Source organism: Chryseobacterium ginsenosidimutans, assembly GCF_024807225.1.
Lineage (GTDB): Bacteria > Bacteroidota > Bacteroidia > Flavobacteriales > Weeksellaceae > Chryseobacterium > Chryseobacterium ginsenosidimutans.
Window position 1 is genome coordinate 707,191 of sequence record NZ_JANUCO010000001.1, and the last position, 15,420, is coordinate 722,610.

The 15,420-nt window shown below is 34.6% G+C and carries 13 protein-coding genes; 8 read left to right on the top strand and 5 right to left on the bottom strand.

Annotated features, from left to right (window positions below; translation table 11 throughout):
- Positions 1-22: 22 nt before the first annotated feature.
- From J3D55_RS03460 to J3D55_RS03470, 3 genes are all read right to left on the bottom strand, one after another.
- Entirely contained in the window at positions 23-1,522 is a 1,500-nt protein-coding gene (locus tag J3D55_RS03460) for a GH3 auxin-responsive promoter family protein (protein ID WP_259127985.1), read from the bottom strand.
- A 130-nt stretch (positions 1,523-1,652) separates the two neighbouring features.
- A complete protein-coding gene (locus tag J3D55_RS03465; protein ID WP_259127986.1) occupies positions 1,653-1,928 on the bottom strand; it encodes a hypothetical protein in 276 nt (91 codons plus the stop codon).
- Between the two features lie 356 nt (positions 1,929-2,284).
- Entirely contained in the window at positions 2,285-2,677 is a 393-nt protein-coding gene (locus J3D55_RS03470) for a hypothetical protein (RefSeq protein ID WP_259127988.1), read from the bottom strand.
- Between the two features lie 256 nt (positions 2,678-2,933).
- On the opposite strand from J3D55_RS03470, the gene mfd reads away from it, so the two are divergent.
- From mfd to J3D55_RS03490, 4 genes are all read left to right on the top strand, one after another.
- Positions 2,934-6,305, top strand: a complete 3,372-nt coding sequence (mfd, locus tag J3D55_RS03475) for a transcription-repair coupling factor (RefSeq protein ID WP_259127989.1) — start codon at positions 2,934-2,936, stop codon at positions 6,303-6,305.
- Positions 6,306-6,891: 586 nt separating this feature from the next.
- On the top strand, positions 6,892-7,710 hold the full coding sequence (locus J3D55_RS03480) for a hypothetical protein (protein ID WP_259127991.1): 819 nt from the start codon (positions 6,892-6,894) through the stop codon (positions 7,708-7,710).
- A gap of 16 nt (positions 7,711-7,726) precedes the next feature.
- Positions 7,727-8,542, top strand: coding sequence for a hypothetical protein (locus J3D55_RS03485; RefSeq protein WP_259127992.1), 816 nt, complete (start codon positions 7,727-7,729; stop codon positions 8,540-8,542).
- Between the two features lie 5 nt (positions 8,543-8,547).
- Positions 8,548-9,291: a hypothetical protein gene (locus J3D55_RS03490; protein WP_259127994.1), complete on the top strand. Its 744-nt coding sequence runs from the start codon at positions 8,548-8,550 to the stop codon at positions 9,289-9,291.
- A 310-nt stretch (positions 9,292-9,601) separates the two neighbouring features.
- Here the strand turns inward: J3D55_RS03490 and J3D55_RS03495 are convergent, their stop codons facing one another.
- Positions 9,602-10,354, bottom strand: a complete 753-nt coding sequence (locus J3D55_RS03495; RefSeq protein ID WP_259127995.1) for a phage tail-like protein — start codon at positions 10,352-10,354, stop codon at positions 9,602-9,604.
- Between the two features lie 138 nt (positions 10,355-10,492).
- On the opposite strand from J3D55_RS03495, the gene J3D55_RS03500 reads away from it, so the two are divergent.
- From J3D55_RS03500 to pth, 4 genes are all read left to right on the top strand, one after another.
- Complete coding sequence (locus J3D55_RS03500) at positions 10,493-11,251, top strand: IS5 family transposase (protein WP_259127825.1); 759 nt, start codon at positions 10,493-10,495, stop codon at positions 11,249-11,251.
- Between the two features lie 243 nt (positions 11,252-11,494).
- Complete coding sequence (locus J3D55_RS03505; protein WP_259127996.1) at positions 11,495-12,349, top strand: hypothetical protein; 855 nt, start codon at positions 11,495-11,497, stop codon at positions 12,347-12,349.
- A gap of 95 nt (positions 12,350-12,444) precedes the next feature.
- Positions 12,445-13,383 (top strand): hypothetical protein, encoded by a 939-nt coding sequence (locus J3D55_RS03510; protein ID WP_259127997.1) that lies wholly within the window; start codon positions 12,445-12,447, stop codon positions 13,381-13,383.
- Between the two features lie 88 nt (positions 13,384-13,471).
- The gene (pth, locus tag J3D55_RS03515) at positions 13,472-14,035 is read left to right on the top strand and encodes an aminoacyl-tRNA hydrolase (RefSeq protein ID WP_259127998.1); all 564 of its coding nucleotides are present in this window, start codon (positions 13,472-13,474) and stop codon (positions 14,033-14,035) included.
- A 115-nt stretch (positions 14,036-14,150) separates the two neighbouring features.
- Here the strand turns inward: pth and J3D55_RS03520 are convergent, their stop codons facing one another.
- Entirely contained in the window at positions 14,151-15,185 is a 1,035-nt protein-coding gene (locus J3D55_RS03520) for an IS110 family RNA-guided transposase (protein WP_259127999.1), read from the bottom strand.
- Positions 15,186-15,420 lie beyond the last annotated feature (235 nt).

The following is a 15,420-nucleotide window of genomic DNA, read 5'->3' on the forward strand; positions in this document are numbered from 1 at the left end:
TTCCGGAATTGAAAAAATGTGTTTAAAGTTTATACATTTCTAATAAATCGGCAACTTTTCTGTCATTTCCAAGTCGCGGAGTTTTGTTTTGACCGCCCAGTTTTCCTTGGGATTTGGCATATTCCTGAAAAGCATTTTTCTTTAAATTGGCAATATGAAGTTTTTGCAGAATATTTCCAGAAATAAGGTCATCGTAATACGTATTGCGTTTTCTGAGTTGGTCGTCGAGCTCATTTTTAAATAAATCTAAATGTTCAGGCTCTTTCTCAAACTCGATAAACCACTCATGATAAGGAAGCCCTTTATTGGGATTTACTTGTGGAGCGAGGTGAAATTCTGTAATCTGCGCAGGATGTTTTTCTAAAGTCGCCTTCATTGCTTCTTCCACTTCAAAAGCAATCACATGTTCGCCAAAAGCTGAGGTGAAATGCTTCGTTCTTCCGCTTACCAGAATTCTGTGCGGTTTTTTATCAATAAATCTTACGACATCACCAATCGAATACGCCCACAATCCTGAATTTGTCGTTAAAATTAACGCATAATCTTTATTAAGCTCAACCTCTTTTAACGTTAATCTTCTCGCTTCAGGTTTTCCATATTCTTCAAGAGGAACGAATTCATAGAAAATTCCATGATTGGTTAAAAGTAACAAACCTTCTTTGGTATAATCATCCTGAAACGCAAAAAATCCTTCGGAAGCCGGAAATGTCTGAACAATATCTACTTCTCCGCCCAGCAATTCTTCCATTTTATCGCGGTAAGGTTCGTAATTTACGCCTCCGGTTACGATCAATTGAAGATTCGGAAAGAGTTGTTTTATTTTTTTACCGTTCTTTTCAATTAATTTTTCAAAATACATAATTAGCCAAGGTGGAATTCCAGAGATCAATGTCATATTTTCCTTCTCCGTTTCCTCAACAATTTTATCGACTTTCGCTTCCCAGTCTTCCATCATGTTGGTTTCCAAACTCGGAAGTCTGTTTTTCTGTAAATATTTTGGAATGTGATGCGCTACAATCCCGGAAAGGCGACCGGTTTTTATCCCGAAAACTTCTTCAAGTTCCGGACTGCCCTGTAAAAAGATCATTTTTCCTTTTACAAAATCGGCGTTATTTTTCTTAGCAATATAATGGAAAAGCGCACTTTGAGCTCCTTTAATTTGAAATGGCATTCCTTCTTTAGAAATAGGAATATATTTTGAGCCCGAAGTCGTTCCTGAGGTTTTTGCAAAATATTCAGGAGTTCCTGTCCAGAGAATATTGGCCTGTCCTTTTTTTACTCTTTCGATATAAGGTTTAAGATCTTCATAGTCTGCAATCTGTACTCTTTCCTGAAAATCTTTTGTAGACTGAATATTTTCAAAATCATGTTCTCTTCCAAAAAGAGTTTTTTTAGCAGTTTCTGTTAATGACAAAAGCAGATCTTCTTGATTTTTCTCTGCATTTTTCTTGAATTCTTCAGCTTTTTGAACATTCTTTTTTGCCCAAACCAATGCCGCATTTTTCTTTAGGAAGTTTAACATGGTTCAAATTTATAAATAACTGAAGAATCTGTTGTCATTTTCATGAAATATGCACATAAAAAAAACCGATGAATGAGTGTACATCGGTTCTTCGAAATTTGATTATGAAAATAACAACTATATGTTGAGTTTATTTATTTGCTTTGTACCTCTTGTCTGGAGTACCGTCTTTTTTTAAATTTTTATTGTCCTTGTATCTTTTATCAGGTGTTCCGTCCTTTTTCATTTTTGCAGCAGGAGCGGCTGTCGATGCAGGTTTTGCTGCTGTAGCAGTAGGAGCGGGTTTCGCTGCCTTTGCTGTTTTTGCAGTCGGATGAGGGGCAGCTTTAGTTGCCGGAGCAGTTTGTTGAGCTGTTGCAAATCCTAGTCCTAAAACTATTGACATTGCGGATAATAATTTTTTCATAAAGATGATTTTGGTTGTTTTTCTTGAGTCAAAGTTATACAAAAATCAGACTGAAAATCTTGGTTTTAGAAACTTAACTAAAGTTTATCACAGCTTAAAAAAAGATTAAATGCGATTTTTTTATTGACAGAGATTACTCCCATCAATAGGAACGGGCTTCAGCCCGTTTAAAAATAAATAACGTGGATAATTGGCTTTAGCCAAAACGTATACATTAGTACAAAATAAAGCATGTCAAGATTTCAAATCTTGACATGGCTATTTCCACCAATATTCACTCACATAATAATTAAAAAACAAAAAATCTGCTTCCCCAAAATGAGAAAGCAGATCCTAACATATGTATGAAAAGTTGGTTAACGCGTACAATTCGCTGTCCACGTTTTGCCATCTTTGATGAATAAAATTTTCAATTCATTGTTATCAATTCTAATGTAAGATGTAGCTGTTGATCCTATCATTACTAAAGTATTATCGCCTTGCTGATTAAATTCAATTCCATTCAGATCGGGAATTCCGTTTGAGAAGGCGAAGTTGTATTTTGTTCCGCTTGCAATTTTGGTGACAAATACGCTTCCGTCGTTCGAATTTATATCGTTATTACTGTCATGGTAGGAAATATTTCCTTTGTAAGTTCCTGCGAAAAAATCGTTGTTGGTGGGATCATCATCACGGCTGCACGATGAAAATGACGTGACGACAAAAAATACCAATAGGAACAGTCCTAAGATTTTAGTTACTTTTTTCATAATATTATTTCTTTTAATGGTTTGGTGTACATTGAAATTTTCAAACATTATGCCACGAGATGAAATGAGAATTGTTTTAACTTTTTATTAGATTTTTTAGTAAAATATTAAGATTTATAAGGTTTTTAATGATTTATTTTAAATTTTGAATACTTCGCAATGTCTTTTAAAAAGAAAAAATAATCCTTACCTTTGTGTAAATCAAACGGTTTCGGGACTCCCGAAATCGCTTTTGTCGTTTATACATTTACTATTTATGCAGTTAAAAACCATCAACGAAAAGTTCCTTCCGGATTTGCTTCAAAAAGAATTTGGAAAGGAGATTTTTACCCAACTGGAAAATAATCAACATATTTCTGTAAAAGGAAGTGCCGGATCTTCGGTTTCTATTTTTGTGGCAGAGCTTTTTCTCACGCAAAAAAAACATATTCTTTATCTGATTGATGATAAAGAAGATGCGTTATACGCGAATACAGAAATGGAAGATTTGTTGGGCAAAGACAAGGTTCTGTATTTCCCTGCAACCCATCTTGAGCCTTATCAGATCGAAAGAACGCAGAATGCAAACTTGGTTTTAAGAACAGATGTTATCAATAAAATTACGTCAAGCAAATCTCCGAAAATCATTGTTGCTTACTCCGGAGCTTTATCGGAAAAGGTGTTGAAGAAAGAAGATTTTAAGGCAATTTCTCATCATATTAAAGTTGGGGATCAACTGGATTTTGATTTTGTGGATGAATTGCTGAATCATTATAATTTCCAACAGGCAGATTTCGTTTCCGAGCCGGGAGAATTTTCCGTGAGAGGAGGAATCGTCGATGTTTTCTCTTTTTCTAATGAAAAACCCTATCGTATCACCTTTTTCGGAAATGAAGTTGAAGGGATTAAAACTTTCGACATTGAAACTCAGCTTTCAATAGAAAAAGTGACCGATTTTCAGTTGGTTTCCAATATGAATTTTACGGTGACGGGAAGCCGAGTTTCGTTGCTTCAATTGTTGCCTAAAGAAAGTTTTGTAGTTTCTAAAAATGGAATCGTCGGAATGCAAAGACTGAAATCGTTCTATGAGAAATCGCTGGAAAAGTTTGAGACTTTAAGCAAAGATATTGCGCACCGATCGCCACAGGAATTATTTATTTCTGATCAGGAATTTTTATTTGATTATAAAAAATTCAAAACAATTGATTTTGGAAGTGTTTCCATTGAAGGACTGATCGAATTAACGGAGATGAAAATCAACCAGATTTCACAGCCTACTTTTCATAAAAACTTTGAATTATTAACTGAAGATCTTGAAGAAAGACAAAATGAAGGTTTTGATACATGGATTTCTTTTTCCACCGAAAAGCAAAAAGAAAGATTAGAATCTATTTTTGAGGAACTGGAACATAAAGCGCCTTTTAAAAGTTTTAAATCCGAACTTCATGAAGGTTTTGTAGATCAGGATCATAAAATTTTGGTCTACACCGATCACCAGATTTTCGACCGTTACCAAAGATATAAAGCAAAAAATACGTTTGCAAAATCGGAACAGTTGACATTGAAAGATTTAATGTCTCTGAAAATCGGAGATTATATCGCCCACATCGACCACGGAATAGGAAAATTCATGGGATTGGTGAAGGTGAATAACGACGGAAAAATCCAGGAATGTTTTAAACTGACGTATAAAAACGGAGACCTATTATATGTAAGTATTCATTCGCTTCATAAAATATCGAAATACAACGGTCCAGACGGAAAGGAAATTGTCTTAAGTAAATTAGGTTCACCAACCTGGAAATCTTTAAAACAGAAGACAAAAGCGAAAGTAAAACAGATTGCATTCGATTTAATAAGATTGTACGCCGAAAGGAAAACAGCGAAAGGATTTGCTTATACTCCCGATTCTTATTTGCAGAATGAATTGGAGGCAAGTTTCCTTTACGAAGATACTCCGGATCAGGAAAAAGCAACCATCGATGTGAAAAATGATATGGAAGCCGATACCGTAATGGATCGACTGATTTGTGGAGACGTAGGTTTTGGTAAAACGGAAGTGGCGATTCGTGCAGCATTCAAAGCGGCAACAGACGGAAAGCAGGTTGCGATTTTAGTTCCGACTACGATTCTGGCTTTTCAGCATTACAGAAGTTTTAAAGAAAGATTAAAAGATTTCCCTGTGAATGTAGGCTATGTCAACCGTTTCAGAACTGCGAAACAGAAATCCGAAACATTAGCTGATCTTAAAGACGGAAAGCTTGACATTATCATAGGAACGCATCAATTGGCGAGCGCTTCTGTTAAATTTAAAGATTTAGGACTGTTAATTATTGATGAAGAACACAAATTCGGAGTTTCTGTAAAAGATAAATTAAAGACACTGAAAAATAATGTGGATACATTGACTTTAACGGCAACGCCAATTCCGAGAACCTTGCAGTTTTCTTTAATGGCGGCAAGAGATTTATCCGTTATTAAAACGCCACCGCCAAACAGACAGCCTGTAGATACACAATTGATTGGTTTTAGCGAAGAAATTATTCGTGATGCCGTTTCTTATGAACTTCAGCGTGACGGACAGGTTTATTTTATCAATAACAGAATTGAAAACCTTAAAGATATTGCAGGATTAATCCAACGATTGGTTCCGGATGCAAGAGTAATTATTGGTCACGGACAAATGGAAGGAAAGCAGCTGGAAAAGAATGTTTTGGATTTCATGGAAGGAAAATACGACGTTTTGGTTTCCACCACGATCGTAGAAAGTGGAGTAGATGTTCCGAATGCCAATACGATTTTTATTAATGATGCTCAACGATTCGGGATGGCAGATCTTCACCAGATGAGAGGTCGTGTCGGGCGAAGCAACAGAAAAGCTTTTTGTTATCTCATCACGCCGCCTTATGATATGATGACTGCTGATGCGAGAAAGCGTCTGGAAGCGATTGAGCAGTTTTCCGATTTGGGAAGTGGTTTCCAGATTGCGATGAAAGATCTGGAGATTCGTGGAGCCGGAGATTTATTAGGTGCAGAACAAAGTGGTTTTATTAATGAAATGGGCTTTGAAACCTATCAGAAACTAATGCAGGAAGCTCTTGAAGAATTAAAAGACGATGTAGAGTTTGAAAACTTATTCGAAAATGAGGAGGATAGAAATAAGCTATTCAAAACCACAAAAGATGTGAATATCGATACCGATCTGGAGCTTATGTTGCCCGATTGGTATATCTCGAATACAGAAGAAAGATTATTGCTTTATCAAAAGCTAGCAGAGATTAATAATGAAGAGAGTTTATTAAAATTTGAATCTGAATTGATCGACCGTTTTGGCGAATTACCGAAAGAAGCCGTCAATTTATTGAAAAGTGTCAGTTTAAAATGGCTCGCTTCCGATATCGGATTCGAGAAGATTGTCATGAAAAATGGAGTGTTTCTGGGTTATTTCCCGGGCAATCCTCAGGATAAATTCTACCAGACCAATAAGTTCAGAACCATTATCAATTACTTGACGAAAAATCCTGCAGAAGCTCAATTGAAGGAGAAAGTCGGTAAAGAAGGAAATCAGCTTATGATGAGAAAAGATAAGGTAATTAATGTGGATGAGGTTAATTATCTTTTAAAATCAATTTTAAAAAGCGAGGTGTAATTCAAATTACCGAAAAAATAGTAAATGCCGTATTGAAAATAAATCAATGCGGCATTTTTTATGTCTTATCATCGTTTTTTAAGCATAAAATTCATTGAAATTTAAGTTTAGATTAATCGTAATTCGCTGTTTTACTGCTTGTAGATAAAAATCTACAAAAAAAATTATTTAAAAAATATAGTGTTTTTAATGGTTTATAGCCATTTTTTTATTAGAATAAATTGTGTTAAAAAAGGGTGTGTTTCAGACGGTTGAAAACTAATAATTCTAATAATTTATCACACAGAATAGATTAATCATATTGCATTATACTTGTCTATTTCCTTTATAAAACATGTTGGAAAGAAGAAATGTTTAATCATAAAGTCACTTTTTAATGATTAAATATGAAGTAATAATTCACATAAGAGGAAATTATTGCCTGAAATCTATTAATTAAAATGATAAAACCTAACACTTGTTCGTAGTAATAATTCTACTTTTTGCAAAAATTATATTATGCTGTAATTAGTTAATTTATATAGTCTTAGAATGAGTAACTCTACTTTTTGTTGTTATTTTTATTTACCTTTGTCACCCCTTATTTATGAAAAAAACTGTGTATTGCTGCGTAGCTGGATTGTTCATTTCAATCCATGCTTACGCACAGGTGGGAATTGGTATAAGTACGCCAAATTCTGTTCTCGATGTCAACGGGAAAACCACCTTAAGAAAAGAACTTAGAGTAGGCGGTACTTCGACTACAGTCGGTAATCCCGGCTTAAACGGCCAAGTGTTGGTTTCCCAAGGAGAAGGTTTGCCTCCTGTCTGGAAATCATTGAATGTTACCTTCATAGAAGAAGGACAGTACAGATTAGTCAATTCGTACTTATCTACAGACGAAGTGGGTATTACAACACTTTCTAATGGTGTTACAGCCGACGGTATTTATCTGAACAGTCTCGGTGACGATATTACGGATACCACAAAAGGAAAATGGGTGAAAATCGCAGGTCTTGAAAACAATTTCACTGTAAAAGATGCCAGAAATAAACTTACATATCAATTTCAGTCTGGAGTTGAGATGAAAGCGCCGAATGCAACGACATCTCAGAATGTCAGCTTTGCATGTGGTGTTTTCAGGAATAGTAAGCTTGTGGCAATACGCCCGGATAAAATCTCTTCAACCAATAATTCTGGAAAATCAGGAATACAAGATTATATTTTTACATTGAATTATACGGAACAGAACGTTCCGGTAGGAACTCAGAAAGTTGAGGTTGCTTGTAGGAAGATTACTTCATCCAATTCAACTTCTCAATTTACGATTGGGCGAAACGTATCGAATGCAAACAATGTATCGAATGCGTTTACTCTCGAATCTATGATGAAAATTGATGTCATAGAATATGTAACCTACAACTAAACCTTAAAAGTAATTCATGAAAAATATATTTTCTATCCTATTCATCGCAATAGGGCTGTCACTTTCTGCCCAAGTCGGAATTAAAACTGAATCTCCAAAAGCTACGCTAGACGTGAACGGAGACACGAATTTAAGAGGAAGACTTGCTGTTTCAAATGCCACAAACGCGAGTATTTCAGAAGGATTCGATACTCAGATATTGGTTTCTCAGGGAGAGGGATATGCGCCGATTTGGAAGACACTTAGAATCCCTGAATATCAGACGAATCAGTATTATTTAATTTTTAATAATTCATTTTCGGATGATGTGGGCATTTCATTTACAGCTTCTGAAGAATCTACAATCGCTTCAAGATCTACAACTTTTGCTAAAAATAATGCCTACACCAATTTTGCAAATTTTAAAAAAATCCCGGGACTTACCCAAACCATTAATGTTTACAGTACGCTAAGTAAAGCTTATTTCCAGTTTGAAACGGTAGTTCAGGCTACTTATGATAATACAGGAACTACGGATACTTCGATTGATTATGGTTGCGGAATTTTTGTGGATGATAAATTGGTGAACCTGAGACAAGGGAATTTAAAAGCAAGCAGTGCAAACAATCCTTTTCTTACCCATAACCAGATTGGTCTTATCGAGAATCTTTCAAAAGGTACGCATACGGTAAGTGTGGCTTGTTCAAGACTTGATTCTTACAATGTAGAGAACGGAACGCTTTTAGGAATCGGAAAAGCGGTATACTCTAATATTGATGGTTTTATTGCCAAGTCTTCTCTGAAAGTAGATGTATACGAAGTTCCACAAGTATTTAATACAATTACAAATTAATACAAATGAAAAAAATATTGCTAATAACGAATTTGCTTGTAGCATTTTTATATAACGCCCAAGTTGGAATCAATACTACTACTCCGGTAAACATGCTCGACATCAACGGTGATTTGAATGTAAGAAAGGAATTAAGAACAGGAGGTACAAATACCGTAAAAGGTTCTGCAGGCGCAGCAGGGACAATTTTTCATAATAACTCCAGTCTTACTGTAAACGACTGGAAGGATATTAAGGTTGCAGACGGATTGACAAGCATGTCTTTATATTCCATGAACACACTGGAAGATAAGACCGGAGTATCTTTTTCAGGGAATAATGGCTCTACTTTGCCGTATGGTGAAGGTTCTTCAATTACAAATTCGTGGGCTGTTTTAACGGGAACTTCATCTACTTTTTCTATTACAAATGCTACGAATAAAGTGACGTTCAATTTCCAGACAACAGCTCAGAAAACTGCAGGCGGAAGTGAATCTGCAAGTTTTGCGTGCGGAATTTTTGTTGATGATAAATTAAGAGCCGTAAGAACAGACATTGTACTTGGTGCTGCAGGAACGAATAAGATTTTTAATCTTAATGCAACATTAACAAATCTTCCTCCAAAAAACAATTACACGGTAAAAGCGGCATGTATTAAAAGAAGTATCAACACCAACACTTTAGGAATCGGTAAAGCAGTTGATGGAACGTATTTGAATGCTGATATGTCGAAATCTGTTTTAACGTTGTCGGTTTTACAACCCTACTAATTTTTTCAGGAAAAAATGATAATTAAAAATCTAAAAGCAAAAGCTTTTAGATTTTTTTTGTGTTAAAAGAGAAAATTACAATTTTACCTTGATAGAAAAAAGCTTCAGATTGTAATTGGTTTTATGGGATTATACGAATTTAGAAGGCGGCAAAATAAAATTTAATGAGCTACATCAAATTTTTATTTTGCCGCCTGATTTTTTTAATGATTATTGGGGGTAAATTTTATATTTTAACAGTAATCGAAATTAACATCAATTATATTTTAACACAATCTCTTCGATTACAAAAATAAAATAAGTGAAGATATTATGGAGCTACTTTCTGTATAGCCATAGTTGCCTCCGATACAGCATAAATAGTTGTGGTACATCCACCGCTACAAGTTTGAATACTAACAGAAATAGTATCTCCTGCTGCTAAACGAAAAGTAGCCGAACCACTTCGGGAATCGGGAAAGGCATCAGCTTGGCTATTAACCTGAATGATATTCGAACTTTGAGTACCGGCATTTATACGTACACCAAAACTATTGGCAGCACTGTTTACGTCATGTTTTGCTTTTACGGTTACTAGATAGGTTCCTCCTCCGGCAGGCACCGTATAAACCCCAGTAGTTGTGTTATAATTACCATCATTAATATCAGCCGTAGGAAATAGCATATTTAAATTTGCTGCTGGTCCTACATTCTGAGTGGTAGTACTACGAGCAGACAGAACTACAGCTGGAACAAAAGTATTATTCGCGGTGCTTATTTTTTGCCATATACTCCCGTTAAAGAAATAAAACCCGGTAGAATCTATTTGCACAGCAGTTAGTGTGGCAGTTCCTGTCGCGATGTTGTCTACATATATTAAAGTAGAAGTGGTAACCCCTGTCATGCTTTGCGCACGCAATCTATCTACACGAGGAATCAACAATCCATCAACTGTGGAAACAGCTCCTGTAGGTGTTTTTGCCGTGATATCCAATGTAGCGGCAGGTGTAGTTGTGTCAATTCCTACTTGGGCGGAAATAGAAAAGCTAACTGCTAAAAGCATAAAAGAAATAAATTTTTTCATATTATAAGTTTATTGATTGTTGTGAAATTACAAAATATTTATATTAAGAGCCTGTTTAAAAAATTAATAAAAAAAAAGAGTAAGGGTAAGAAGTTGAATAAAAATTGTCATTTTAGAGTTGCAAAACAAAAAACTTCAATGTATCCAACAGACTTAACCCAAACTCAGTGGCAATTTATAAAAAAAGCATTAGATTTTGATGACAGAAAACGAAAATATGATTTGATTATCATTTGGAATGCTATTAATTATTTGGTAAAAACAGGCTGCCAATGGAGACTTTTGCCTCATGATTTTCCAAAATGGCAATTGGTTTATTACTATTATTCAAAATGGTCAAATCTGGAGATTTTCGATTTATTATTATCAAAATTAAGAGAGAAAGTACGTCGGGATAGAGGCCAGAAATCGCAGGCAAGTTTAGGAATTATGGACAGCCAGAGTGTTCGTTGGGGAAATAACCGTTCACTCAATGGCTTTGACGGAGCCAAAAAAGTAAAAGGAATCAAAAGACACGTCGTGGTAGATAAAAACGGGTTTTTGTTAGCCGTAATGGTAAGTGTAGCCAATATTCATGACAGTAAAGCGGCATTATTGCTGATGAAAACATTGCGATATTTACTAATTCCGCTTCAGGTAATCTTAGCGGACGGAGGTTACAGAGGGGGTATTATTGAGGAAATAAAAACTAAATTAGGCTATATCATTCAAATCGTTATGCGGAGTGACAAAAAAGAAAAAGGATTTGAGCCACTCCATAAAAGATGGATTGTTGAACGTACTTTTTCATGGTTTGATAATGATAGAAGGCTATGCAGAAATTATGAACTCCTAATGGAAACTTCCGAAAATATGGTCAAATTATCCGCTATAAAATTATTACTTAATAAAATTTAAACAGGCTCTAAATCTACTTTAATTTTTGTTTTTATAAAGAAAAAGATAAAGAATACTAGGTAATAATAGTTTTATGTAATTGATATTAATTGTTTAAAATCTTACTAAAGAATAAATGTTTTTAACTGATTTAAGTGAAAAAGCATAAAAAGGTTGGTTATTATGCTATTTATTTTGAGAATTTTAATTTCATAGTAAAATAAAATCAATTATATTTGACGGCATTAAAAACTTAATAATAATATGACAAAAAAATACCTTTTTTCAACTTTTGCAGCATTAGCTCTTTGTTTTGTGGTGTCTTGTGATAATACAACAGACGATCCGCCAAATCAGGATAAAACAACTCCGCCAACATCGACAATTACAGGACCGAGAATTTTAAGTAAAGTGAATAACGGAACTAAAGATCTTGAAGAGTATATTACAACAATTAATGGAGCACTTTCTCAGGCTTTTACAAGAGATGCAGGCTCAACGAATACAATGACTTCTACTGTGACTTATAGTGGGAGCAAGATTTCTCAGATCAAAATTCAGGATAATGTAACTCCTCATGTAACTGATAATACGTATGTACTTACCTATACAAGCGGAAAATTATCAAGCTTTACGATGGATCAGACCCTATTAGGATCTCCCAATCATAGCGATTTTACAGTGTATTATGATGCAAACGGAGAGCTATATAGAGTGGTGGAGAAGAAAAAACTAGGTGGAAGTACTTCGTATTCTCATTACTATGAAGCCAAATACACTTTTTCCGCAAGTAATATTGTAAAAACAGATTACACAGGAATGCTAATGAACGGAGTAAATCCTGATCCTTCTACAGCATCTACTACCTCTTATCTGTATGAAAATTACGATTCTAAGATAAACCCTTATACTACATTGCCGAAAGAATATCTTATCATTTCTCTTGCATCGACAACTCAGCTTAACTCTTATTTGCTTTCGACGAACAACGTAGGTAAAGTAACCATCCAGAGTCCTTTAGCACCTCCGATTTCTTATCCGAAATTGTATTCTTATGATTCTGCAAATTATCCGATTTCGGATCAGGGTATGCTTCATTATATATACAAACCGTTATAATTATATTTTAATAGTTTTGCGTGAAAATGAAGAAATATCTGATTTTTCGGCAAAAAAAAATTATATTTGTGAAAAAATAAATAATCCCTTTTGGAATGAAACGACTTTTTTATTTTATTTTACTATTGGTAGGTGTTTCTACAATCCATTCTTGTAAAGATTTATTAGATGAAGATGGAAACCCACTATTAGATATAAATACAAACAGCGGACTGAATGGTCCAAGAGCTTTATACAGAGAAATCACGAACTCAGATACTTTGGCAACGTATTCCTATAATGGGTTGCAGTTAAGCAAAGTAATTACTCCTGGAGTAGGGTACAAATACAAATCTTCTACAGATATAGCTTGGAGTGGTGATAAAATCAGTAGAATTGATTTTAAAGGACATGTAGATGAGGATAATAGTGGTATTGTGGATCAAGATAGTACGGTATACACTCAGCTATATACTTACAATAATTTAGGGAAGCTGGAAACTATTTCAGAGAACCGTTCTGTTTTCAAACGTGGAACAGCAGTTCCGCCGGCTGTATTAGGTCCTTATGCAATATTCAGAAAATCAAAAACTCTTTATAATCTGAAATACAGCACTACAACCTCTAAACTGGCATCTATCACGATGCAGACAGGAGAAGATGTGTTGCCTTTCAATTTTACCAACTATTCTGAAACAGCTTACCAATATTCGGGAGACAATGTTTCTAATGTAACAAGACAGTATGGTCCTATGGCAGGAGGTGTATTCGGAGCACCTGTAAGCAGATATGGGTATGCATATTCAAATTATGATAGTAGAATCAGTCCGTTTACGTTAATACCTTTCGCCTATAAGATTTCAAGAATTTTAAGAACCGAAATCAATGATGTAGACAGCTGGATTTTATCACCGAACAGCCCGCAAAGATACTCAGTAACAGATCTTGTACCGCCGGTTCCTGTTCCTGTAGTATTCACAACGAATTACAACTACGATCCTCAAACCTATATGCAGAAAGGATACGGAGTAAATTATATTTACAAACCATTGTAAAAACAATTTTATACAATATTTTAAACTCAATCTTTCCGAAGGTTGAGTTTTTTATTTTTAATGCCTTAATTTTGCAAAAAATTTCTCGATGAAATATTTAATAGTCGGTCTTGGAAACAAAGGTCCGGAGTACGAAAATACACGTCACAACATCGGTTTCAAAGTAGCGGAGAAAATTGCGGAAACATTGGATGTTTCATTTAATACGACAAATTTTGGCTGGATGGCCGATGGAAAATACAAAGGAAGAAGAGTATTGGTTTTAAAGCCGGATACCTACATGAATCTTTCCGGAAATGCCGTGAGATACTGGATGCAGAAAGAAAATATTCCTTTGGAAAATGTGTTGATTGTGACGGATGATTTAGCATTGCCTTTCGGAACGTTAAGAATGAAAGGAAAAGGTTCAGACGCAGGACACAACGGATTGAAAAATATCAATGAAGTTCTTCAAACCCAAAATTACGCAAGACTTCGTTTCGGGATTTCTGCAGATTTTTCTGAAGGAAGACAAGTAGACTATGTTTTGGGAACCTGGAATGAAGAAGAAAATAAAACGCTCTCCGAAAGAATTGAAAAATTTACAAAAGCATCTTTATCATTTGTTTTTGCCGGAATTAATAATACAATGTCTGCTTTTAACGGAAAATGATCGGCAAAATTTAATATAATTCTTGTTTAGATTTTTTTATTAACCACAAAAGGTACTGTGTTCATTTCCAAATATTTTCAGATATTTGTATAAACTATTTAAGGAGAATATTTATTCATCCTGTGTAGGCAGGCGCAACCCTGTCTATTTTTTTATTTTCTATATAATTAGGATCAAATTCCATATTGCTTTTCCAAAGTTTATAAATTAAAATGAGCAACTTTCTTGCGACTGCTATTACTGCTATTTTTTTCACAGGTTTTCTGTCTTTTAGATTGTTATAAAACTCTTTCATTAACGGATTGAATCTGGTTGCACATAAAGCGGGCATATATAAAGAATGGCGGATAAAACTGTTTCCCTTTTTAGATATTCTTGTCTTCCCTTCCTTATTCCCAGACTGATTGTGCTGAATATCTAAACCTGCATAACTTGCCAGTTGTCTTCCATTTGTTATTAACGCAAAGGCATTGGTTTCTGCAATAATACATATTGTTGTAATAAAACTTACTCCCGGAATACTGCATATTTTTTTAACTTTATCAGAAAACTCTGTATCAGACATTACTAAAAGCCTAAGTTCCGACTCGATCTCCGATACCTGTACTTCTAATAAGGAAACCTGTGTTTTTAACCTTTTTTGAGTGGAGACAGGGCAGTCATGACTGTGATGTTTTGCATGAAGCTGATTCTTAGCCTGATTGATTTTAGCTTTTACTTCACGGTATTCACGGCTTAAAAATTTTAAATCACGCATAATTTTAGTAGGCATATTCCAGGTTCTTAATTTCCTTTCCAATCCTAACCTGCATAAAACCTCTGAATCCTTTTGATCTGTCTTGGTTTTCACATTAAGACTGCGGGAATAATGCTTCACCATATTGGGTAATAGCACAGATAATTTACAATGATGCTCATTTAAAAAATAAGCCAAATGCTCATAATAAACGCCCGTGGCTTCCATTACATAAAATACTTCTCTTGAGGCATTCTGTTCATCCGACCACTGCAATAATTCTTTATATCCACAATAGTCATTTTTAAATCTTTTACTCTTCCCAAATTTTTGATTTTGAAAGCTGTCTGAAGTTCCAAAACAACAGTCTAGATAATCTTTTGAAATATCAATACCGATACATTGCTTTTCCATGATGTTTAATTTTAAGTGAAAAAACTGCAGTTTCTTGTAATCTTTTCTCGCATTTATACGGAATGTAAAAACTTCCTAAGTACTGTTCAGATTTTAAAGAAACTTAGAGACAGAGAATCTTTCTTTTTCCGGTATATTAATAAAAATTACCTCTCACAAAATATTTCTGCTGCCTCTTAGTTTTATTATTTAAAGTAACTTATATTTATAAATACAAACATACGAGGCACAAAGA

Coding starts and splice junctions, on each gene's coding strand:
- J3D55_RS03460 (WP_259127985.1), bottom strand. CDS start 1,522: ATGTTAAACTTCCTAAAGAAAAATGCGGCATTGGTTTGGGCAAAAAAG.
- J3D55_RS03490 (WP_259127994.1), top strand. CDS start 8,548: ATGAAAAAAATATTGCTAATAACGAATTTGCTTGTAGCATTTTTATAT.
- J3D55_RS03465 (WP_259127986.1), bottom strand. CDS start 1,928: ATGAAAAAATTATTATCCGCAATGTCAATAGTTTTAGGACTAGGATTT.
- pth (WP_259127998.1), top strand. CDS start 13,472: ATGAAATATTTAATAGTCGGTCTTGGAAACAAAGGTCCGGAGTACGAA.
- J3D55_RS03520 (WP_259127999.1), bottom strand. CDS start 15,185: ATGGAAAAGCAATGTATCGGTATTGATATTTCAAAAGATTATCTAGAC.
- J3D55_RS03480 (WP_259127991.1), top strand. CDS start 6,892: ATGAAAAAAACTGTGTATTGCTGCGTAGCTGGATTGTTCATTTCAATC.
- J3D55_RS03510 (WP_259127997.1), top strand. CDS start 12,445: ATGAAACGACTTTTTTATTTTATTTTACTATTGGTAGGTGTTTCTACA.
- J3D55_RS03500 (WP_259127825.1), top strand. CDS start 10,493: ATGTATCCAACAGACTTAACCCAAACTCAGTGGCAATTTATAAAAAAA.
- J3D55_RS03470 (WP_259127988.1), bottom strand. CDS start 2,677: ATGAAAAAAGTAACTAAAATCTTAGGACTGTTCCTATTGGTATTTTTT.
- J3D55_RS03485 (WP_259127992.1), top strand. CDS start 7,727: ATGAAAAATATATTTTCTATCCTATTCATCGCAATAGGGCTGTCACTT.
- J3D55_RS03495 (WP_259127995.1), bottom strand. CDS start 10,354: ATGAAAAAATTTATTTCTTTTATGCTTTTAGCAGTTAGCTTTTCTATT.
- J3D55_RS03505 (WP_259127996.1), top strand. CDS start 11,495: ATGACAAAAAAATACCTTTTTTCAACTTTTGCAGCATTAGCTCTTTGT.
- mfd (WP_259127989.1), top strand. CDS start 2,934: ATGCAGTTAAAAACCATCAACGAAAAGTTCCTTCCGGATTTGCTTCAA.